Source organism: Halobacillus trueperi, assembly GCF_003386945.1.
Lineage (GTDB): Bacteria > Bacillota > Bacilli > Bacillales > Halobacillaceae > Halobacillus > Halobacillus aidingensis.
Window position 1 is genome coordinate 98319 of record NZ_QUAE01000003.1, and the last position, 21280, is coordinate 119598.

Sequence of the window (21280 nt, forward strand, 5' to 3'; positions counted from 1 at the left end):
CCGTTACAAACCCTTTCTTTTATCAATGTCTCTGTGAGTGACATGGGTCACGAAGTCAGTAGAGAAGTATTCCGATAAATGTTCAGCAAGCGCTACAGAGCGGTGTTGACCGCCTGTACAGCCGACAGCAACGACAAGCTGACTTTTTCCTTCACGTTTGTATTGAGGAAGCATGAATTGAAGCAAGTCCTTCAGCTTTTCAAGGAACTTCTGGGTATCGCTCCATTTAAAAACATAAGAAGATACTTCTGTGTTCAACCCTGTCAACGGACGCATATGTTCGACATAGTGCGGGTTCGGCAGGAAACGCACATCAAACATCAAGTCTGCATCAATGGGAACGCCGTATTTAAAACCGAAGGATACCATTTGAATAGAAAACACCTGTTGTTCCTTCTGACGGTATTTTTCAATGATGCGCTCCCGCAGTTCTTTTGGTTTCAATGATGTCGTATCAATGATCGTTTGAGAACGGCCTCTCAGCTCATCCAGCATTTTTCTCTCTCTACGAATACCTTCAAGCGGCAGCCCTTCTTTAGCAAGGGGATGAGATCTTCGTGTTTCTTTATAGCGGGAAACAAGCGCTTGATCTTCTGAATCAAGGAAAAGAATATGTTCTTGCAGCCAGTCCTCTTTTCCCAGACGGTCAAGAGAATCAAAGAGCGCATCGAAAAATTCTCGTCCACGTAAATCCATCACTAGAGCCACATTTTGGATATTGTTGCTGGAATCTTTCATCAGTTCGAGAAATTTCGGAAGCAGGGCCGGTGGTAAGTTATCGACACAAAAAAAACCGAGATCTTCAAAGCTTTGAACAGCTACGGTTTTCCCTGCCCCTGACATCCCTGTGATGATTACTAACTGAGTATCGTTGGCATTTACTTCCATCTTTCATCGCTCCCCATTAGTCAGGTCGTGACGGATCCAAATCTTGATCGATCAAGCGGAAGTCCGTCGTATATACAAATGTTCCATATACTTGCTCTTCACTACTTAAGATGTGCTTGAAAATTCTCCGATCTCCCTCTGCCATCGGCTTTTGAAGAACTTCTTTAACTGGAACCCACTCCAGTTCACCTTCTTCACTTTCATCAAGCAAATCCCCTGAATAGCTCGTACTGTAAAAAGTAAACATCATCCATTCTTGAGCGGTTTTCTCTTCTTCCCGCATGACGAATGTAAAGGAACCACGAAGCTCTGGGTTTTCGATTGAGAGCCCCGTTTCTTCTTTAAACTCCCGGACGACGGAATCTTTGATATTCTCTCCGGCTTCCATCTTTCCGCCAGGGGCTACATACCAGCCTCTGCGTGGTTTTTTTAACATCAATATAGAATCATCAACTCTCAAAATACAATTCGCTACACGCTGCATCGTTATGGTCACCTCATTTTCTTTCTAGAGGGCATCTCCACCCATTATACAATGAATACACAGGTTGCTACAATATTATGTTCCACAGCCGTTATTGAAAACTATTTCCTTTAAACTTATTTGGAAAAAGATTTTCTTGATTATGTTGAGAATGAATGGAACGAAACCTTAGCTAAAAATTAAAGGAATATCTACTAATAAGAGTTCTGCATTTCAAAAAGTCCATTTATAAAACAAAAAAAGACACAGATGACGAGCACCTGTGCCTCATAGAGATTAATCTATTAAAAGGGGGTCAATTAATCATTTCCATCGTAACAGGAAAATATTTCATAGGTGTTACACCCGAGTTAAAATGGTGTTTCTTTTTAATTGACGACCTTCAATTCCTCTAAAAGATTTTCAATATAGTGCTGGGCAGATTGTGCGGCGATACTTCCATCGCCAGTGGCTGTCACAATTTGACGCAATTCTTTTTCACGGATGTCTCCGGCAGCGAATACGCCCGGTACTTTCGTTTCCATATTCTCATCTGTTTCGATATATCCTTGTTCATTCGTGATGCCTAGACTTTCGAATGGTGTGGACAATGGAATCATTCCGATATAGATGAACGTACCATTGGTATCGAATTCGTATTCTTCATCTGTTTTTTTATTGTGAAGCGTGACGCTTCCCACTTTTCCATCTTTTTCATTGATGGATTTGACAACGGTATCCCAGATGAAGTCGATCTTGTCGTTATCAAAAGCGCGATCCTGAAGAATCTTTTGTGCGCGTAATTCATCACGACGGTGAACAATCGTTACTTTGCTTGCAAAGCGTGTAAGGTAGACGCCTTCTTCGACTGCAGAATCTCCTCCGCCTACAACGACTAGTTCTTTATCACGGAAGAATGCACCGTCACAAACCGCGCAATAGGAAACACCGCGGCCGCCGAGTTCTTTTTCACCTTGCACACCAAGTTCTTTATATTGAGCACCTGTCGTTACGATGACGGCACGTGCTTTGTATTCTTTGTTGCCGGCTTTGACCGTCTTGTATTCCTTGCCATCTACGACTTCTTTGATGTCGCCATACGCATATTCTGCGCCGAATTTTTTCGCGTGGTCGAACATTTTGTTAGATAAGTCTGGGCCAAGAATACTTTCAAAGCCTGGGTAGTTTTCAACGTCTTCCGTGTTCGCCATTTGACCACCTGGAATGCCACGCTCGATCATAAGCGTATCCAGGTTGGCACGAGAAGTGTAAACAGCTGCTGTCATCCCAGCAGGACCTGCCCCGGCAATAATGACATCATAAATGCGATCTTCACTCATCAATCTTCACTCCTTATGAATCCAAATAATCTCAGTTGCAATTCCTGTACATATCATAGTAAATCATACGAAAACCGTCCATTAATGTGCTTACTGGTGAAAGAAATGCATGTTTACCTATTCCTGCTCCCAGGGTCCGCCTTCGTTCCCCATCTTCGGGAACTGCTTGCATCCCTTTTCCCATAGTTGCAACGCTTTAGATGGATTACCTGTATGATAAACAGAGATGCTGTACCATTTGTAGTAAACTCTGCGGCGAGTAACCTGCTTATCACGAAGCGACCTGAACCGTTCGACCGCTTCTTGGTAATAGCCTGCTCTTGCAAGAGTCTCAGCTACGGCTAGTTTTTGCTGTTCATGCATAGGAAATACATTGCGGAGCCGTTCAATATGAAATGCCGCTTCTTCCGTCATACCCTGCTTCAGATAAAAAGCAGCCAAATTCACGTCACAGTGAATGTTCGCCGGTTCTTTTCCCAAGGTCTCTTTTTCAAGCTGAATCGCTTCTTCACGGTCTCCGTTCATGAACAATGCGTAGGCGTATCGATGTTTGGCGATTTTGAATTCCGGGAAAAGCTGCATCATTTCATCAAGGACACTTAACGCTTCATCCCACTCCTCTTGCTCTAAATGGTAAAAAGCTGTTTCCTGATAGATGATCAGCTCATCTTCATCTTCAAATGCCCAATCATCATCTTCATCTTCTTCCTCTAGAGAATCCAACATATCCTTCAATTGTTTAGCCGCTTCTTCAAACTCGCCGTCCCCTGGTTGTTCTAAATAGGTATCGACATATTTTTTGGCATCATTAAGAAGACCGAGGTGTGCGTAATTATTGGCCATCAGGTAGTAACAATCGACGTATTCTCTGCCGTGTTCAGCCAATACCTCGGTGAGTACCTGATTGGCGGCATGATAAGAGCCAACTTCCGTATAAACAACAGAAAGTTGGCATGGGTATAATGGTTCTTCGGGAGAAGCTTCAATCGCCTTTTTCAGCCACTTGACAGCAGCACTGAAACGACGCTTTTGAAAAGCCTGAATCCCATGAGAAAAATAAAATGAACCTGTAGGTACAAATGGGATAATGTTCGTATCCTGTTGTGCTGTAGTTCCTTTAAGTGTAGTCGTCATGACTGTCCCCCTATTTCCGTTTCAAATCTCACTAATTATGCAGTATAACATAAATGGTCACAGAGAAATAGGAGAAAAATGTAATCTATTTACGAATGACGTTTCTCCAAAACATCCAGAACATCATCCAGTGGGACTTGACGATCAGTCAGGATTAATAAGAGGTGGAATAAAAGATCCGCAGATTCCAAAGCAAGTTCTTCCGGATCATCATTTTTTGCAGCAATGATGACTTCCCCCGCTTCCTCACCGATCTTCTTCGCAATCCGGTCGACCCCTTCCTGGAAAAGTGTGGATGTGTAAGACCCTTCAGGAAGAGTTGCTTTACGGTCAGCCAATACGGTTTGAAGCTCATCCAAAATTTGATAGCGATTTTCTTTTGGCTTAGTTTCAGAATCGGTCAGTTCTTCAGAAAAACAACTATAATCCCCTTTGTGGCACGCTGGACCCGATGGCACCACTTGGACAAGCAAGGCATCCTGGTCACAATCGTAATGGATGCTTCTCACTTCCTGTGTATTTCCGGAAGTCTCCCCTTTGTGCCATAACTCTTGACGGGAGCGGCTGTAGAATACTGTTTCACCGATCTCCAACGTTTTTTTCAAAGATTCTTCGTTCATATAGGCTAAGGTCAGGACAGCTTTTGACTTGGCATCTTGCACAATCGCTGGAACGAGACCTTGTGCATCGAATTGAATGTCATCGATATTCATCGGACAGGCACTCCTTTTTCCTTCAAATACGCTTTCACGTTTTGCACAGACGTTTCTTTATAGTGAAAAATCGATGCGGCTAGTGCAGCATCTGCTTCAGCTTCCGTAAATACATCATAAAAATGTTCACTGGACCCTGCCCCGCCGGAAGCGATGACAGGAACATTCACAACTTCCTGTACGGCTTTTAATAAAGGCAGGTCAAAGCCGGTTTTTTCTCCATCTTTATTCATCGATGTAAGTAGAATTTCTCCCGCACCAAGTTTGACTGCTTCTTTCGCCCAGTCCGTCACGAGCCAATCGGTTGGTGTCCGCCCCCCATGCGTATAAACACGCCAGTTCGCTACCTCTTCATCATACTTCGCATCAATCGCGACAACGATGCACTGACTTCCGAAGTAATCTGCTCCTTCCGTGATCAAGGCTGGCCTTTTCACAGCGGAAGAGTTCAAGGATACTTTATCTGCTCCATTACGGAGAGTTTCCTTAATATCCTCAAGCGTCCGAATTCCGCCGCCAACTGTAAAAGGAATGGCAAGTTCAGAAGCAACGGAACGGACGACATCAATCATCGTTTTCTTTCCTTCGTGACTGGCGGAGATATCGAGAAACACAAGCTCATCCGCCCCTTGTTCATCGTACACTTTTGCAAGTTCAACAGGGTCACCGGCATCGCGGATATCCACGAACTGTATGCCTTTAACAACACGGCCTTCCTTTACATCCAGGCAGGGAATGATTCGCTTTGACAGCATTCAGTCCACCTCCACATCGAGCGCTTCTTTTAAAGTGAATTGGTTCGTGTACAAGGCTTTTCCGACTATCGAACCAATGACATTTCGATCCTTATATTCTTTCAGCTCGACAAGGTCATCCAGGCCTTTGATACCCCCAGATGCAATCACATCCACACCTGTTTCTTCAGCCAAACGGACGATTTCCTTCGTATTCGGACCTGAAAGCATACCGTCTTTTGCGATATCTGTATAAATGAACGTCTTCGCGCCCGCGGAAGCGAGGTCTTTTCCTAAATCAACCGCCTTCACTTCCGATTGTTCCAGCCAGCCTGCTGTCGAAACAAAACCGTCACGCGCATCCAGACCAATCGCAATTTGCTCCCCATACTTTGAAAGAAGCTGTTTGGTTGTTTCCACATCGCGGACAGCAAGTGAACCGATGATGACACGATTAACGCCCGCATCCAAGTAAAAGCGGACATCCTCTTCTGAGCGGATACCGCCGCCAATCTGCACGCGACAGTCCAATTCTTTCGCCACTCTCAACACATGCTCTGCGTTTTGCTTGGAACCTTGTTTCGCTCCATCAAGGTCGACCATATGGATCCATGAAGCCCCTGCTTCTACAAATTCCTTTGCCACTTCAAAAGGGTTCTCTCCATAGATAGTTTCTTTATCAAAATCGCCTTGTTCAAGTCGCACACATTTTCCGTCACGCATATCAATCGCTGGATAGATCGTAAAGCTCATCATTAAAACTCCTCACTGTTTGCACATTACTTTACAAAAGTTCTCTAATAACTGCATGCCGGCTGTCCCGCTTTTTTCCGGGTGGAACTGGCTGGCTACAAGATTTTCTCTTCCGATAATTGCAGGCACTTCCATATGATAATCAGATGTCGCATATAAAATAGAAGGATCATCTGTCTTCACAACGAAAGAGTGAACGAAGTAAACATGGTCTTCCTTTACATCTGTCATCAACGGTTTATCCGGCTGATGGATGTCAAGTTCGTTCCATCCCATATGCGGAACTTTGTAAGAACGTCCTTGATCATCCATCCCTGGAAAACGAGAAATGATGCCAGGGAACAATCTTAAACCTTCCGTAAGTCCGCCTTCTTCACTGCTCTCGAATAACAGCTGCATCCCGAGACATATGCCGTAGACCGGTACACCTTCGGCCACTTTATCTTTTATAAAATCAATGAATCCATGCTCTTGAAGTGCTTTCATCGCATCCGGAAATGCTCCCACCCCAGGAAGGATGTAACCATCACAGGCTCCCAATGACTGTGGCCGGTCCCCGATTTTATAGTCCACTCCAAGTCGTTCAAGCGCTTTTGAAACACTAAATAAATTTCCCATTCCATAATCGATGATGCCTATCATTATAAACTTCCTTTCGTACTCGGAACTCCTTTGACACGTGGATCGATTTGAGTCGCTTCATCCAAAGCACGTGCGAAGGCTTTGAACATCGCCTCAATAATATGATGGGTGTTATGCCCATGATGTAAGACGATATGTAAATTCATCCGAGCTTCTACAGCAAGCTTCCAGAAAAATTCGTGAACATTTTCCGTATCAAAGGTACCGACACGATCTTTCGGTAGCTCTGCGCGCCACTCGAGGTGCGGACGGTCACTCAAATCAACCGCTACCGTGACAAGCGTCTCATCCATCGGAAGAGTCATGGATCCGTAACGCTTCATGCCGTATTTATCGCCGACCGCTTCTCGCAGCGCCTGTCCAAGACAAATCCCGATATCTTCCGTTAAGTGGTGATCATCCACTTCCACATCGCCTCTTCCGACAACGGATAAATCAAAGAGGCCGTGTTTTGTGAACAATTCCAGCATGTGAGAAAGAAAAGGAACCTGGACATCCAAGTCCGCTTTTCCCCCTCCATCGATGCCAAGTTCAAGCTGAATATTTGTTTCTCTCGTTTTGCGTTCAATTCTTGCCGCTCTCGTTTCTGTCATTTCCATCGCTCCTTACGTGTCTCTACTGCGCGCGCATGGGCTTCCAACCCTTCCAATCGGGCGAACCTGGCAATTTTGTCAACGTTCGTTTCGAGGGCCTGTCTGCTGTATGAAATGACGCTCGATTTTTTCACAAAGTCATCCACGTTGAGAGGACTTGAGAAACGCGCCGTTCCATTCGTTGGCAGCACATGGTTCGGTCCTGCAAAATAGTCTCCGACAGGCTCACTGCTGTAAGGTCCAAGGAAAATCGCGCCCGCATGCTTGATCTTACCTAATTCCTGAAAAGGATCTTCGCTCACAATTTCCAAGTGTTCGGGTGCAATTTCATTGATTGTGTCCACCGCTTCTGCCCATGTTTCACAAAGGGCAATCATTCCATAGTCTTCCACGCTCTTTCTTGCGATATCAGCACGAGGCAGGGAATCCAGCTGTGATTGCACTTCTTTTTCCACAGCCTTTGCAAGCCTCTCACTCGTTGTCACAAGTACGCTTGACGAACGGGCATCGTGTTCCGCTTGAGAAAGAAGGTCAGCAGCAATTTCTTCCGCGCGAGCAGTTTCATCAGCAAGGATCGCGATCTCACTTGGTCCAGCGATCATATCAATATCAACATCCCCAAACACTTCTCTTTTCGCTAGCGCAACAAAGACATTGCCCGGACCTGTAATTTTATCAACCGAAGGGATCGTTTCTGTTCCATAAGCAAGAGCAGCAATCGCCTGTGCGCCCCCTACTTTGAACACATCTTCAACGCCAAGGATCTGTGCAGCAAGAAGGACACCATCAGGTACTTTCCCATCATGCCCGGGAGGAGTCACCATGACGACACGCTCTACGCCTGCTACTTGTGCCGGAATCACATTCATAAAGACAGAGGAAGGATAAGCGGCCGTCCCCCCAGGCACGTAAACACCTGCGGCATCAATCGGGGTGATTTTTTGCCCTAAGAGGGTACCGTCTTCCGAGCTGTCAAACCAGGAGGTGGTCTTTTGCTTTTCATGAAAAGCTCGGATGTTGTCCGCGGCCTCCTGTAAGATTTGGACGAACTCTCCATCGAGAGAGGCATACGCTTGTTCAAACTCTTCTTTAGAAACTTTGAAGGTTTCTAAAGTAGCTTGGTCAAAACGCTCCGTATATTCTTTGACCGCCTCATCCCCACGGGTCTTCACCTGTGCAATGATGTCCTGGACGGACTTCCGCTGTTCTTCCGTACCTTGATCGACGGAACGCTTCAATGACTTTAAATCTGACTTATTAATGATCTTCATCAGCGCTCCCCTTCCATCACTTCACTTAGTTTGCTTACCATTTCCTCAATCTCGGTACTCTTCAACCGGTAACTGACAGGGTTCACAATCAAACGCGACGTAATATCTGTAATCTTCTCGTACTCTACCAGTCCATTTTCTTTCAACGTACGACCTGTCGATACGATATCGACAATGCGATCCGCCAATCCAATCAGGGGCGCAAGCTCAATGGAACCATTCAAAGGAATGATTTCAATCTGTTCGCCCTGCTCACGGAAATAGTCAGATGCGACTTTCGGATATTTCGTAGCAATTTTCGGCGCAATCCGGCTCAGCGGTTGATCAGGCAATCCAGCTACGGCTACATAGCAAGGGCTGATTTTCAAATCGAGCACTTCGTACACATCCCGGTCCTGTTCAAGCAGGACGTCTTTGCCGGCAATCCCGATATCTGCCGCTCCATACTCCACATAAGTGACGACATCCATCGGTTTGGCCATCATGACGCGGATGTTCTGTTCAGGAAATTCCAAGATTAATTTTCTAGACTCATCCATGTCCGCTTCAAGCTCATAGCCCGCTCTTTTCATTAGTTCCGCCGCTTCTTCATAAATACGGCCCTTCGGCATGGCAATGGTCAACGGCTTACTCATCGCGCTCACCTCCGCCTTTTGTCAAATCGATCGTTTCTGATAATTCCGCTTTGAATGCTTGCAAGTCCGGAATTTGGTCCACGTGTTGTAAAAGAACCGCCTGACCATCCTCACGGTAGTGTTTCGCTTCCTGCAATCCTTGTCCGTAACTATCATCGTCGACGATGACACCGATGCGCCCGTCATCCGACTCCTGCTCGTTTAATGCTTCGACCAAGCGTTCCAGGTGGACGGCAAAACCAGTGGCCGAGGCACTGAGCTGGAAAGAAGGCAGCAACGTATCATAGCGGCCCCCGTTACAAAGAAGGGCCCCGAGGTTTGGCGCATAGCCTTCGAACAAAATCCCCGTATAATAATCCATGTGGCTGATCAAGTTCAGATCAAAGTGAATATACTTTTCAACCTCATACTGTTGCAGCAGACGATACAATTGCTTCAATTCATTCACCGCCTGCATGCAAGCTTGATTCCGCGCAAGCGAGCGGCTGCTATCAAAAATTTCTTCGCCGCCTTTCAGTGTGAGCAGCTGAAGGAGAGCATCTTTTTTATCCTTTGGAACAGATAACTCCTTTACCGCTTCCCTGTAACCGACGTAATTTTTGCGATATAAGTAGTTTAAAAGGTATTCAATCGTATCTTCATCATCACCAAGCAAATCTGTGAAGAAGGCTTTCACATAACCAATGTGACCGACCGTGATGACAAAATCGTCAAGTCCTGTCTGTTTCAATGATTCGACGAGAAGAGCGATGACTTCTGCATCTCCATAAGAGGAATGGTCGCCAATCAATTCCGTTCCGACCTGTTCAAATTGAGCCGGCTTCCCTCCCTCTGTCTGCTGGGCACGGAACACCGGGCCTTCATAAGCGAGACGAAGCGGAAACTCAGCGTCCTTCAGCTGAGAAGCAGCCACCCTGGCAATTGGTGCAGTCATGTCCGGTCTCAATACAAGTGTGTGTCCCTGCTGATCCAAAAGCTTGAACAATTGCTGATCAAGCGTCGCACTCACTTTTCCTACCGTTTCGTGATATTCCATGATCGGCGTATCCATGAACGAATATCCGAACGAAAGAATCGCATTTGATAATTGTTGGCGCGCTTTTGATTTTTGGTTATAAAAAAAGGGAAGCGTATCCCGCATTCCCAGTGGTTTTTCAAACATCAGGCGTTTAACCAATGGAATTCATCCTTTCCTCAAATCCTTTAGCTTGCTAATATGCTAACATGATAAAGATAGAGCGTCAATGAAGAAACTCATTAGCTTTGTTCCCCTTCTTATCATAGCAGAAACCGCTTCATAAATACGGACTCATAGGGAGAGCTTTTTTCAGCTCGAGTACAATGAATCGGCGATGGAGGACGTTAAACATCCGATAGAGGACATCGGAGGGGGATCGAGGACGTTAACCAATCGTTAGGGGACATTGACAGCGAGTTAAAGGACATTAGATCTCGCCTAACGCAAAAAAAGACGCACAAAAGTGTGCGCCCGTTTGGTCAGGTTAAAGCCTTATTCAAATGGAGAATCTCATCAGCGTAACGAAGAGCGAGTGGTTCGGCATTCGGTTCCTCTTTTTGCATCTGCTGGTGAATGAACAGTCGCCCAACCTTTTCAAATCGGGCTCCCTTTTCCATCATCTCCAAAGCAACGACGGCTTCATAAAGCAAAGCCATTTTTTCAGCCAGGGATTTACTGTAATAGGTTTGCACTTCAGCCGGCTGTTTTAATACTTCATCTGCATATGGGATGAAGTTCAGTACACCCTCTTTCACGAGTGTGTACTCTTTCCCTTTATTCGTAACCATGTTCAAGCGTTCTTGAACATGTTGAACGAACAACTCATGACCTTGATATTTATTGAAAAGTTTCAAGACTTCAAGGCCGAGAATGTTCGCAGTTCCTTCCCAAACCGTCAACACTTGAGCATCACGCAAAAGTCTTGGTGTAACAAAATCTTCAATGTATCCATTCCCTCCGTGCATCTCAATCGCTTCGTGTGTAAAATGGACGGCCTGTTCGGCTGTTTCTTTTTTCATGATGGCAATCCGAACCCGATTTAGGATATGTTCTTCAATTCTCGCTTCTTCCGGTTTACGAGCCACTTTTTCAAAGGGTTGGATCAGATCGAAAACAGCCCTCGTCTCCACTTCCTGCTTCACCGTCATGGAAACAAGCGTATCCTTCACCATAGGATATTGTATCAACGCCTGGCCGAACGCATTTCTTTTAGTGGCATAATCCTGGGCTTCCGTTAAAGAACGCCGCATAATTCCAATAGAAGCAACCGCATTACAAACACGGGAAAGGTTCAAGGCTTCCATCATATAATAGAACCCACGTTCCGCTTCTCCTACCATAAACGCTTTTGCCCCGGTAAATTCAACCTCAGCGGATGGAACAGCACGGACGCCTAATTTATCTTTCAGTCTGCGAATTTGAATGCCATTCAAGTCCCCTTCTTCATTCCTCCAGGGAACGAGAAACAAACTGAGACCTTTCGTTCCTGTTGGAGCGCCTTCTACTCGGGCAAGAACCATGGCTACGCCACAAGCACCCGCATTACTGGCAAAATACTTTTCACCATGGATTCTATAATGATCTCCTTCTTTAATGGCTTTCACTTCATTGGCGCCCACATCAGAACCGCCCTGGCGTTCCGTAAGAAAAGTCGCGCCTTCATACAACTCCACATCTCCCGTCGATAACACATGCGGTAAATATTTGGCTTTCAACTCTTCGTCCGCATAATGATCGATTAAATAGGCAATGGCCATCGTTAACGTCACCGGGCAGTAAAAACCAGGCTCTGTCTGGGAGAGAAGATAACCTTGAGCATACGAATACATGTAGTCGCCTTTTTGTCCAAGCTCAGGGATGTCCTTATGCAGATAACCGACGATCCCTTCGCCATACGTTTCTTCTATTGTTTTTTTGTACCCTTCGTTCAACCACACTTCTGAAATGTCGTTGCCCATCTTGTCATACTTGATCAACTTTGGCTGCCCTTCACGATCGGTGTGAACCGCCCGTTCATCGATCTCCTTTGCACACTTCCCACCGAAAAACCGGAGTCGATCATCTGCCCACTGGTAAAAAGACTCGTCCCACACTTCCTTCAAGAGATCTTGAAGATTCACATCTCTTTCGTAAAAGTTCATTCCACCACCCCCTTAGGCTTGACGCGCCTGTTCACGCAAACGATGCTTCAACAATTTCCCTGTGGCGTTCCTCGGTAGCTCGTCCATTTCCTCATAGAGTTTCGGAATCTTATAATCCGCCAGGTGTTCTTGCAAAAAGAGACGGCATTCATTTTCCACATCTGTCATTTGCCCGGTTTGAACGATGTGCGCTTTCACGGTCTCGCCCCAATCTGGATGTGGAACGCCTACGACAGCCACATCTTCAATGTGTGGATGCTGTAACAAAAGCTCTTCTACTTCGCGTGGATAAATGTTGACACCACCCGAGATAATCATATCCTTTTTCCGGTCAATGACCCACAAGTAGCCGTCCTCATCCTTTTCGCCCATATCCCCTGTAAGCAGCCAACCATCACGGAAGGTGGCGGCCGTTTTTTCTTCATCTTTATAATAGCCTTTCATAATTCCTTCACCTTTTAGTGCGATTTCGCCCACTTGGCCGTTTCCTACTTCTCGCCCATTTTCATCAACAATACGCACTTCACAATGAAGCGCCCCACGTTTCCCTACACTGCCGGCTTTTTCATCATGCTCCTGTGGAAGCAGCAACGTCCCGCTTGGTCCCGCTTCCGTCAGACCATATAAACAGCAGAGGCTGTCCGTTTCAAACTGCTCTCTCACAAACTGGACTTCTTTTTTAGACAGAGGCGCGCCTCCATATGTCCAATATTTCACCCAGCTCAAATCCGTTTCCTTCACTTTTGTATGCTTGGCCGTCATTAAATAAGCGACAGGTGCTCCGAAAAAGTGTGACGCCCGTTCACTCGAAGCAAGCTTAAGCAATAAGTCTGGAGTAAAAGTAGGAGCGATGATGTGCGTAGCACCGACGAACGTGCCCCCTGCTAAAAAGAGATGCAAAGGCGCGGAATGACTGAATGGCATCATATGAAGCATACGGCTGGTTGGCTTCATTTCCAGTTCCACAGCCATCATCGAAGAGACCGTCAAAATATTTTTGTGGGTAAAGACAACCCCCTTCGGCTGCCCCGTTGTCCCTGATGTATATAAAATCGAAGCTTCTTCATCTTCATGCGCTTCGTTCACCATTTCCAGTGGTTCTTCTTTTGCAAGGATTTCAGAAAATGAGTGCCATGCCCCGTCCGCATTCCCTGTTTTTATGAATGTGCCCTCTCTTTCATCTGCAAGTCCTCTCACTTGATCAATAAGCAAATCATGTGTGAGCAAGGCGACGGCATCACTGTGGTCGTAAATATACGTAATTTCATTCAATACTAATCGAGCATTAATCGGGACGACGATCGCTCCAAGCCGGTGGATGGCAAAGTAACTGATGATAAACTCCTTCGTATTCGGCATATGGATGATCACCTTATCTCCAGCCTGAATCCCTGCCCTCATCAAACCTCTGGCAAACTGGTTCACCTGACTGTTCCACTCTTGATAGGTCAGACGTTCTTCAGGTGTAACAATCCCCTCTTTTTCCGGGTATTTACGAGACTGGTAAGCTAATAATTCAGAAAGATTCATACAGGATCTCCTCTCCGTTCCTTCAATTCTTCTTCGAATTTGTCGAGCCAGTGACCCATTTCCGCTTTTAACTGTTCCAACTCCCGAATCCGGTCGTCCACCTCCTGCATCTTTCCTCTGCCATAGGCAAGCGTCCGTTCAAGCTGACGGACACCTGAGGGGTCCTGGTCGAAAAGATGGATCATCTCTTTGATTTCATCAAGCTGGAAGCCATACTTTTTCCCACGAAAAACAAGCCCGAGGCGTGTCAGATCCTTCGGAGAAAAAGAACGGTGCCCGCCCGAGCTGCGGGAAGGTCTGACCAGCCCCAGTTCTTCATAGTATCGGATGGTCCGCTGAGTGACATCAAATTTTTCGGCCACTTGTTGTATAGATAAACGTCCTGTCATTCGATCCCCTCTCATTGAATGAAAATTCTAACAATTTCACTATACCATTAACGTTAACGTAAAGTTCAACTATAAAAATATGGAATTTCCAATAAAAAAAGCACCTTACTATAGGAAGATGCTTTCTTAAAGTATAGCTCCCGATTGTGGAAGACTCAGATTCGAGACTTTTGTTGAGTGGATGGGGCTGCGGGGAATAGCTCGCTTTCCGCGGGAGCGCGGTGAGCCTCCTCGGACTGCGTCCTGTGGGGTCTCACCATGCACTTTTTTCCCGCAGGAGTCTCGCCATTCCCCTCCGCCCCTTTGCCATTTAAGTATCTCGAAACCACTTTCGGAATTAGCTGCTTTTATGCACATGGTTATTGGAGGGGAATCAACTCCTAAGCACACTATTCTGCATGCAATAAGCTTGTTATAGAGCGCTTTTTGCGTATAAGACCAGGATAGTGGAAGGCACCCTCCCACAGTAAATGGGTTCGTTTCTCACTTTCATGGTATGGGGTGGTTGGGAAGCTGCGAGACTCCCGTGGGAGAAGGAGATAGGCGAGATCCCGCAGGACGCAGTCCGAGGAAGCTCGGCGCTCCCCCACTGGAAAGCGAGTTGCTTCCCAGCCACCCCTTACGCTCAACTCAGCAACGAACCCCGAAACATCTCGAAATCAAATCTTCAACAATCCTGCCATATTATTTAATAAAGAAGGTAGTTATCTTTCTTTGGAGTGGAGGAGGAATAGAAAAGCTAGGAGGGAGGCTGGGACGTTGTCGCGGATGTTCCATTCGACCAAATAACCGGGCATGTCTTCAAATCGCTCCGCAGCTTCACGGGGAATAGCCCCTCTTTTAATAACTGCCCATAAATTCCCTTCATGGTCTCTAATCTTAAAATGTCCGATGAAGTCGTCACCTTCTGCGCTCCAGCGGCATTGATCTCCTTCTATATAGCGAGTGATGCGCTGTCCGGTCGTTTTATTTTTGGTTTGCTTTGTATAAGCCACATAGGCTCCTTCTTTGTGCTGGATATACCCTCTCCACTTAAAACCGCCTTTTTTCTCAATCTGATAAAGCGGTTCGCCGATTTGGCTTTTTAAAGTGAATATCGCCGGTCTGAAGTGGTCATAGGAAAATACGGCTGTAAACATCGTTAAAGCTTTATGTTTCCACTGGATGTTTTCTTGAATTTCCCCATAGCTCTTCCCATCCATATCAAACAAGCTAGCCTGAAAGGATTTAAGCTTATTCTGCCCCATATACATTCTTGCAGGAACTCGTTCTAAGGAATCTTGCGTAGGATCCTGTTCAAAATCCGAAACGGTTTTGGATTTTTGAAGATCGGCATAGCCACCTTTTAGAAGTCCAGCTCCCGTGATGGCAAAAATCGCTGCGTACACGACAGAAATAATAAAACTGCTGGGATTGAATGTGACCATACCCAGGATAAAAACGATAGATATGAATGAGAGAAGTACTCCGCTCCATAATTGTCTTCTTGCATCTTGATAAATCATGTTCTGAACAAGCGACATCTTATATCCTCCTAAAAAAAGAAGCTTTTCTATAAGTACGAATGAAAGCGAAATAAGTTTCAACATTATGTAAGAAAAAGACTCCTCCGATGAAGGAGAAGTCTCTGTGTTTTACACGTATTCGATTGGTGTGACAGCTTCTTCTAAAAGTTGATCGAGCTGTTCCATATATTCCTGCTTTTGCTGCTCACTGTAATTCAGGGCTTTCGCCATATAATCGATAACGGACGTTTTATGATCACGTACCCACTGAATGTTGAAGAATAGAGCGGCCGTTCGTCGGACAAAGAAGTCGACAGGTTTGTACGTCATTTCTTCTTCCAGAGCATATACGAGCTGGGCAAAGACGACTGGGTCGACCCCTTCTTGGGATGCTTCTTCTTTACGATCCTTGAAGTTGTTGAAGACTTTGTCGACATTTGAACCGTATAGCTGGATCAATTTATCGGCATCTTCTTGACTCAGTCCTAGAGATTCACCAATCTGAACCCGCTCTTCTTTAAATTTCTTGAAGCCTTTGGAACCTCCAACATCGCCACCAGAGATCGGCATGTTTTTTGTTTCGGAATCGGAATAACGAATGCCGTACTCTTCCATCAACTGATCACGAACGAGATCGACAGCGGTTTGTGCCATTTTACGGTATCCGGTAAGTTTTCCACCGGCCATGGAAATGAGGCCAGAATCGGAAACGAAAATTTCATCTTTACGAGAAATCTCGGACGGATCTTTTCCTTCTTCATGGATCAGTGGACGCAGGCCTGCCCAGCTTGATTCTACGTCATCAGCCGTAACATCCACGGTTGGGAACATCATCTTCATCGCGTCCAAAATATAATCGCGGTCCTCTTCCGTCATTGTCGGATGAGCGATTTCCTGATCGTAGGTCGTATCCGTTGTTCCGATATAGGTCTTACCGTCACGCGGAATGGCAAAAATCATGCGGCCGTCTGGACTGTCGAAATAAATCGCCTGCCTCAACGGGAAGACCGACTGATCAAAGACTAGGTGAACTCCTTTTGTTAGCTGCAGTGTTTTGCCTTTTTTCGAACCATCAATTTCACGAAGCTCATCGACCCACGGTCCACCTGCATTGATGATTTTTTTCGCTTTGACATGATACTGTTCGCCTGATACCGTATCTTCGACTTTTGCACCAACGATACTTCCATTGTCGTCATAAATGAAATCTACAACTTTTGCATAGTTTGTAGAACATGCTCCATGCTCTACGGCTTTCTTCATGACTTCGAGCGTAAGGCGGGCATCATCTGTCTTGTACTCCACATAGTACCCTGCGCCTTTCAAACCATCCCTTTTCACAAGAGGTTCCCGTTCCACAGCTTCCTCTGCACTCATCATGGTGCGGCGCTCTGACTTTTTCACTCCTGCAAGATAGTCATACACGCGAAGACCGACATTTGTTGAGAACGGCCCGAAGTTTCCACCTTCATGGAATGGAAGCATCATCCATTCCGGTGTCGTCACATGGGGACCATTTTCATAAACGATTTCTCGCTCTTTCCCAACTTCAGCGACCATCTTCACTTCGAACTGTTTCAAATATCTCAAACCGCCGTGGACCAGTTTTGTAGAACGACTGGACGTACCTGCTGCATAATCCTGCATTTCTACGACAGCTGTTTTCATGCCGCGGCTTGCCGCATCGAGAGCGATTCCAGATCCTGTAATCCCTCCACCAATAACAAGCACATCCCACTCTTCCTGAGTTAAACGGTTAAACTGATTTTCTCTTTCGTAACTTGAAAATGATTGCATGCTATCTCTCCTTCTTCCGTTGTCTTCAAATCATCGTCTGATACGGGTATTCCCTATTCCAGCGAAGAATATGTGTTGGATTACGCAGCGAATGTGTGATAAGAATATAAAAAAAGAGACCACGAAAGCCTTTATGCGAATGGCATAAAGCTTCGTGGTCTCTCCGTATCTCCGACCGATTTCATTAACTTGTAGTTCTATTATATCAGAGAGGGAGATGTTTTCAAGGATTTATTCTTCTTGTTTGAACACCCTTGTTGCTTCCACAGCTTTTTGCCAGCCTTTGTATAGTTTCTTACTTTTCTCCTCATTCATACTCGGCTCGAATTCTCTTTCCACTTTCCATTGATTCGCGATTTCCTGTCGATTTTCCCAGAAACCTACTGCAAGACCGGCAAGGTAAGCCGCACCAAGAGCCGTTGTTTCGTTAACCTCCGGTCGCTCAACCGTCACATCAAGCAAATCACTTTGGAACTGCATCAAGAGGTTGTTTTTAACGGCACCTCCATCGACACGAAGTTTTTTCACTTCAATGCCTGAATCTTCGATCATCGCATCCACGACATCTTTCGTCTGATACGCAAGAGATTCAAGCGTAGCTCGTACAAAGTGAGCTTTGGTCGTTCCACGCGTCAGACCGAAGACAGCCCCACGAGCTTCGCTGTCCCAATAAGGCGTGCCAAGACCGACGAAGGCAGGTACGACGTAGACACCGTCCGTAGATTTCACCTGCCCGGCGATTTCTTCACTCTGTGGGGAAGATTCAACCATGTTCAAACCGTCACGAAGCCATTGGATGGCAGAACCTGACACAAAGATGCTTCCTTCCAAGGCATATTCGACTTTTCCATCAATGCCCCAGGCAAGCGTCGTCAACAGTCCATGCTCGGATTTGACCGCTTCTTCTCCAGTATTCAACAACATAAATCCACCGGTTCCGTACGTGTTTTTGCCCATCCCTTTTTCAAAACATGCTTGTCCGAAAAGAGCCGCCTGCTGATCACCGGCAATTCCGGCAATCGGGACTTCTTTTCCGTAGAAATGATAATCCACAGTATTCGCATACACCTCTGACGAAGGCTTCACTTCCGGCAACATGCTTTTCGGTACATCCAGGATATCGAGTAGTTCGTCATCCCACTTCAAGTCATGGATATTGTACATCAATGTACGGGATGCATTGGAATAGTCTGTCACATGTGTTTTTTGTCCAGAAAGCTTATAGACAAGCCAAGTATCAATCGTTCCGAACATGAGGTCTCCGTTTTTCGCTTTTTCTTTCGCTCCGTCAACATTATCTAAAATCCATTTCACCTTTGTTCCTGCAAAGTATGGATCGAGTAAGAGACCTGTTTTATCTCTGAATGTATCTTCCAAACCTTGTTTTTTCAATTCATTACAGATGCTCTGCGTTTGACGGGACTGCCAGACAATCGCTTTATAAATCGGTTTGCCCGTATTTTTGTCCCAAACGACTGTGGTTTCACGTTGGTTTGTAATTCCAATGCCTGCGACCTGACTCGCTTCAACATCTGATTTTCTTAATACATCCGCAATACACGCAAGAACAGAGGTCCAAATTTCGTTCGCATCATGTTCTACCCAACCTGGTTTTGGAAAATGCTGCTCGAATTCTTTTTGAGCGGTTTCTACAATCTGCCCTTCATGGTTGAACAAAATCGCTCTTGAACTTGTTGTACCCTGATCAATCGATAAAATGTATTGTTTCATGATTCCACTCCTTTTTCAGATTTCTGCACTTTTTTCAGCTCCACACGCATGGAGGAAAGTAAAATAAGTAAAATGATGATGGTGCCAATCCAAAACCAGCCATTTGCATTCGTTTCGAAAATGGCTTGATAAAATAACCCGCCATAGATGCCGCCGATCACCGGGCCGAAAACAGGGATCCAGGAGTATCCCCAATCCGAGTCCCCTTTTCCTGGAATTGGTAACAAAGCATGAGCTAATCGAGGACCTAAATCACGGGCTGGGTTGATTGCATAACCCGTTGTCGCACCAAGGGACATCCCGATCGCCACAATCAGCAAACCGACAATAAGAGGGTTCAATCCCTGGGTAAAATCATTAGCGCCGATAAACAAGATTCCCATGACTAATACAAATGTTCCGATGATCTCACTGACAAGATTTGAAATCGGACTGCGGATGGCAGGGTCTGTACAGAAAATCGACTTGATCGCCAACTGATCTTCTGTATCCTTCCAGTGAGGAAGATAGTGAAAGAAAACGATGACAGCTCCTAAGAATGCACCCGCCATCTGCGCGGTAATATACATCGGAACTTTGCTCCAAGGAAAATCACCGACCGTTGCAAGTCCGAGTGTAACGGCAGGGTTGATATGAGCACCTGTCACTCTCCCTACAGCGTAGACACCCATCGCTACGGCAAGTCCCCAGGCAATGGTAATCAGCACCCAGTTCCCTTCTGCTTTTGTTGCTTTTAAATTAGCACCTGCGATGACGCCTCCCCCGAAAATAATGAGGATCATGGTGCCAATCAGCTCACCCATGAATTCAGTCATGATGCGATCTCCTTTCTGTGTACCACGATTGACGTACAAAAAACCACACAACATTAGTTTGATCTAATCATTGTGTGGATAATCCGTCAGCCTCTTCACGAAAGGTGATTATGTATTCTCGCTGTTAAAATGCCATAATTCAGAACGTGAAGTAGAGACTGCAGAAGCACCCGAGGCAAGCGCTTGCTCAACTTCTTGCTTTGAACGAATCAAGCCTCCAGCAATGACAGGAATGCCGATATGCTCCTTGATCTCTTTTATCATTCCCGGTAATACGCCCGGTAAAACTTCAACAAAGTCCGGCTCAGTTTTTTTAATGATCTTCACATTATGTTCAATCGCCTGGCTGTCGATTAAAAACAATCGCTGGACAGAAACAAGATGATACTTTTTTGCTTGATGAATAACATGAGCTCTCGTTGAAATGACACCATCAGGCTTCACTTCCTGCCCTATGTATTCCATGCCATAATCATCCGCTTTCAAACCTTGAATTAAGTCTACATGGACAAATATTTTTTTACCAGCCTTTTGTCCGATCTTGACGAGTTTTCTTAAGAGACCTAATCGGCTCTCCAAAAGGATGATATAATCCGTTTCACTTTCTAACAAGGCTTCAAATTCTTTGATTTTTTTTACTGCAGGCAGAACCGACTGGGTCAAAGTCATTTTTCTCCCCCGTTCCTTCTCCGTTCTTCCATCTGTTCTTTCGTATAGATGAGCTGCATAGGGTTTCCTCCTACGAATGCACCATCAGGCACATCTTTATGCACCAAAGTACCAGCAGAGACAACGGCGTGGTCACCGATTGTTACACCAGGAAGAATCGTTGTGTTCGCTCCTATCAAAACCTCATCCCCGATCACAACATTTCCTAGACGGTACTCTTCGATTAAATATTCATGAGCGAGAATCGTTGTATTGTAACCAATGACCGAATTCCGCCCTACCTTGATTTTTTCGGGAAACATAATATCCACCATGACCATCAAGGCAAAAGCCGTTTGATCGCCCACCTTCATATGGAGAAAAGTCCGGTACAACCAATTCTTCATAGAAAGAAACGGGGTGTACCGGGCCATTTGAATAACGATGAAGTTTTTGACCACTTTGAAAAACGGGACCGTCTTATATATGTGCCAAAGTGAATTGGCTCCTTTGACCGGGTGGCGTTCCGTTTTCCTCATA

The 21280-nt window shown here is 45.6% G+C and carries 21 protein-coding genes; all 21 read right to left on the reverse strand.

Annotation, left to right across the window (positions count from 1 at the left end; genetic code table 11):
• Positions 1-3: 3 nt before the first annotated feature.
• Positions 4-888: an RNase adapter RapZ gene (gene rapZ / locus DYE48_RS05360; RefSeq protein WP_115822723.1), complete on the reverse strand. Its 885-nt coding sequence runs from the start codon at positions 886-888 to the stop codon at positions 4-6.
• Positions 889-904: 16 nt separating this feature from the next.
• Positions 905-1372: an 8-oxo-dGTP diphosphatase gene (locus DYE48_RS05365; RefSeq protein WP_115822724.1), complete on the reverse strand. Its 468-nt coding sequence runs from the start codon at positions 1370-1372 to the stop codon at positions 905-907.
• Between the two features lie 368 nt (positions 1373-1740).
• Positions 1741-2691, reverse strand: a complete 951-nt coding sequence (trxB, locus tag DYE48_RS05370; protein WP_115822725.1) for a thioredoxin-disulfide reductase — start codon at positions 2689-2691, stop codon at positions 1741-1743.
• 117 nt (positions 2692-2808) lie between these two features.
• Entirely contained in the window at positions 2809-3825 is a 1017-nt protein-coding gene (locus tag DYE48_RS05375) for a tetratricopeptide repeat protein (protein ID WP_115822726.1), read from the reverse strand.
• A gap of 89 nt (positions 3826-3914) precedes the next feature.
• Positions 3915-4538, reverse strand: a complete 624-nt coding sequence (hisIE, locus tag DYE48_RS05380) for a bifunctional phosphoribosyl-AMP cyclohydrolase/phosphoribosyl-ATP diphosphatase HisIE (RefSeq protein ID WP_115822727.1) — start codon at positions 4536-4538, stop codon at positions 3915-3917.
• Positions 4535-5293: an imidazole glycerol phosphate synthase subunit HisF gene (gene hisF / locus DYE48_RS05385; protein WP_115822728.1), complete on the reverse strand. Its 759-nt coding sequence runs from the start codon at positions 5291-5293 to the stop codon at positions 4535-4537. The genes hisIE and hisF overlap by 4 nt, the downstream gene beginning before the upstream one ends.
• Positions 5294-6025, reverse strand: coding sequence for a 1-(5-phosphoribosyl)-5-[(5-phosphoribosylamino)methylideneamino]imidazole-4-carboxamide isomerase (gene hisA, locus DYE48_RS05390; protein ID WP_115822729.1), 732 nt, complete (start codon positions 6023-6025; stop codon positions 5294-5296).
• Positions 6026-6037: 12 nt separating this feature from the next.
• The gene (gene hisH, locus DYE48_RS05395) at positions 6038-6667 is read right to left on the reverse strand and encodes an imidazole glycerol phosphate synthase subunit HisH (RefSeq protein WP_115822730.1); all 630 of its coding nucleotides are present in this window, start codon (positions 6665-6667) and stop codon (positions 6038-6040) included.
• Positions 6667-7260, reverse strand: coding sequence for an imidazoleglycerol-phosphate dehydratase HisB (hisB, locus tag DYE48_RS05400; RefSeq protein WP_115822731.1), 594 nt, complete (start codon positions 7258-7260; stop codon positions 6667-6669). The genes hisH and hisB overlap by 1 nt, the downstream gene beginning before the upstream one ends.
• Positions 7257-8531, reverse strand: coding sequence for a histidinol dehydrogenase (hisD, locus tag DYE48_RS05405; RefSeq protein ID WP_115822732.1), 1275 nt, complete (start codon positions 8529-8531; stop codon positions 7257-7259). The genes hisB and hisD overlap by 4 nt, the downstream gene beginning before the upstream one ends.
• Positions 8531-9166: an ATP phosphoribosyltransferase gene (gene hisG / locus DYE48_RS05410; protein WP_089651350.1), complete on the reverse strand. Its 636-nt coding sequence runs from the start codon at positions 9164-9166 to the stop codon at positions 8531-8533. The genes hisD and hisG overlap by 1 nt, the downstream gene beginning before the upstream one ends.
• Entirely contained in the window at positions 9159-10343 is a 1185-nt protein-coding gene (locus tag DYE48_RS05415; RefSeq protein WP_115822733.1) for an ATP phosphoribosyltransferase regulatory subunit, read from the reverse strand. Before DYE48_RS05415 ends, hisG begins: the two co-directional genes overlap by 8 nt.
• A gap of 320 nt (positions 10344-10663) precedes the next feature.
• A complete protein-coding gene (locus DYE48_RS05420) occupies positions 10664-12325 on the reverse strand; it encodes an acyl-CoA dehydrogenase family protein (protein ID WP_115822734.1) in 1662 nt (553 codons plus the stop codon).
• A 12-nt stretch (positions 12326-12337) separates the two neighbouring features.
• A complete protein-coding gene (locus tag DYE48_RS05425; RefSeq protein WP_115822735.1) occupies positions 12338-13855 on the reverse strand; it encodes a class I adenylate-forming enzyme family protein in 1518 nt (505 codons plus the stop codon).
• Positions 13852-14244 (reverse strand): MerR family transcriptional regulator, encoded by a 393-nt coding sequence (locus DYE48_RS05430; RefSeq protein ID WP_115822736.1) that lies wholly within the window; start codon positions 14242-14244, stop codon positions 13852-13854. The genes DYE48_RS05425 and DYE48_RS05430 overlap by 4 nt, the downstream gene beginning before the upstream one ends.
• A 704-nt stretch (positions 14245-14948) precedes the next feature.
• Positions 14949-15767, reverse strand: coding sequence for a hypothetical protein (locus DYE48_RS05445; protein WP_115822739.1), 819 nt, complete (start codon positions 15765-15767; stop codon positions 14949-14951).
• A 111-nt stretch (positions 15768-15878) separates the two neighbouring features.
• A complete protein-coding gene (locus tag DYE48_RS05450) occupies positions 15879-17546 on the reverse strand; it encodes a glycerol-3-phosphate dehydrogenase/oxidase (RefSeq protein ID WP_115822740.1) in 1668 nt (555 codons plus the stop codon).
• 231 nt (positions 17547-17777) lie between these two features.
• Entirely contained in the window at positions 17778-19277 is a 1500-nt protein-coding gene (glpK, locus tag DYE48_RS05455; RefSeq protein ID WP_425269290.1) for a glycerol kinase GlpK, read from the reverse strand.
• Complete coding sequence (locus DYE48_RS05460) at positions 19274-20092, reverse strand: MIP/aquaporin family protein (protein WP_115822742.1); 819 nt, start codon at positions 20090-20092, stop codon at positions 19274-19276. Before DYE48_RS05460 ends, glpK begins: the two co-directional genes overlap by 4 nt.
• A gap of 108 nt (positions 20093-20200) precedes the next feature.
• A complete protein-coding gene (locus DYE48_RS05465; RefSeq protein ID WP_115822743.1) occupies positions 20201-20761 on the reverse strand; it encodes a glycerol-3-phosphate responsive antiterminator in 561 nt (186 codons plus the stop codon).
• On the reverse strand, positions 20758-21279 hold the full coding sequence (locus DYE48_RS05470) for an acyltransferase (RefSeq protein ID WP_115822744.1): 522 nt from the start codon (positions 21277-21279) through the stop codon (positions 20758-20760). The genes DYE48_RS05465 and DYE48_RS05470 overlap by 4 nt, the downstream gene beginning before the upstream one ends.
• Position 21280: the final 1 nt, after the last annotated feature.

Bases quoted from the DNA above. Each gene is read 5' to 3' on its own strand.
- rapZ (WP_115822723.1), bottom strand. From the start codon at position 888: ATGGAAGTAAATGCCAACGATACTCAGTTAGTAATCATCACAGGGATG.
- DYE48_RS05365 (WP_115822724.1), bottom strand. From the start codon at position 1,372: ATGCAGCGTGTAGCGAATTGTATTTTGAGAGTTGATGATTCTATATTG.
- trxB (WP_115822725.1), bottom strand. From the start codon at position 2,691: ATGAGTGAAGATCGCATTTATGATGTCATTATTGCCGGGGCAGGTCCT.
- DYE48_RS05375 (WP_115822726.1), bottom strand. From the start codon at position 3,825: ATGACGACTACACTTAAAGGAACTACAGCACAACAGGATACGAACATT.
- hisIE (WP_115822727.1), bottom strand. From the start codon at position 4,538: ATGAATATCGATGACATTCAATTCGATGCACAAGGTCTCGTTCCAGCG.
- hisF (WP_115822728.1), bottom strand. From the start codon at position 5,293: ATGCTGTCAAAGCGAATCATTCCCTGCCTGGATGTAAAGGAAGGCCGT.
- hisA (WP_115822729.1), bottom strand. From the start codon at position 6,025: ATGAGCTTTACGATCTATCCAGCGATTGATATGCGTGACGGAAAATGT.
- hisH (WP_115822730.1), bottom strand. From the start codon at position 6,667: ATGATAGGCATCATCGATTATGGAATGGGAAATTTATTTAGTGTTTCA.
- hisB (WP_115822731.1), bottom strand. From the start codon at position 7,260: ATGACAGAAACGAGAGCGGCAAGAATTGAACGCAAAACGAGAGAAACA.
- hisD (WP_115822732.1), bottom strand. From the start codon at position 8,531: ATGAAGATCATTAATAAGTCAGATTTAAAGTCATTGAAGCGTTCCGTC.
- hisG (WP_089651350.1), bottom strand. From the start codon at position 9,166: ATGAGTAAGCCGTTGACCATTGCCATGCCGAAGGGCCGTATTTATGAA.
- DYE48_RS05420 (WP_115822734.1), bottom strand. From the start codon at position 12,325: ATGAACTTTTACGAAAGAGATGTGAATCTTCAAGATCTCTTGAAGGAA.
- DYE48_RS05425 (WP_115822735.1), bottom strand. From the start codon at position 13,855: ATGAATCTTTCTGAATTATTAGCTTACCAGTCTCGTAAATACCCGGAA.
- DYE48_RS05430 (WP_115822736.1), bottom strand. From the start codon at position 14,244: ATGACAGGACGTTTATCTATACAACAAGTGGCCGAAAAATTTGATGTC.
- DYE48_RS05445 (WP_115822739.1), bottom strand. From the start codon at position 15,767: ATGTCGCTTGTTCAGAACATGATTTATCAAGATGCAAGAAGACAATTA.
- DYE48_RS05450 (WP_115822740.1), bottom strand. From the start codon at position 17,546: ATGCAATCATTTTCAAGTTACGAAAGAGAAAATCAGTTTAACCGTTTA.
- glpK (WP_425269290.1), bottom strand. From the start codon at position 19,277: ATGAAACAATACATTTTATCGATTGATCAGGGTACAACAAGTTCAAGA.
- DYE48_RS05460 (WP_115822742.1), bottom strand. From the start codon at position 20,092: ATGACTGAATTCATGGGTGAGCTGATTGGCACCATGATCCTCATTATT.
- DYE48_RS05465 (WP_115822743.1), bottom strand. From the start codon at position 20,761: ATGACTTTGACCCAGTCGGTTCTGCCTGCAGTAAAAAAAATCAAAGAA.
- DYE48_RS05470 (WP_115822744.1), bottom strand. From the start codon at position 21,279: ATGAGGAAAACGGAACGCCACCCGGTCAAAGGAGCCAATTCACTTTGG.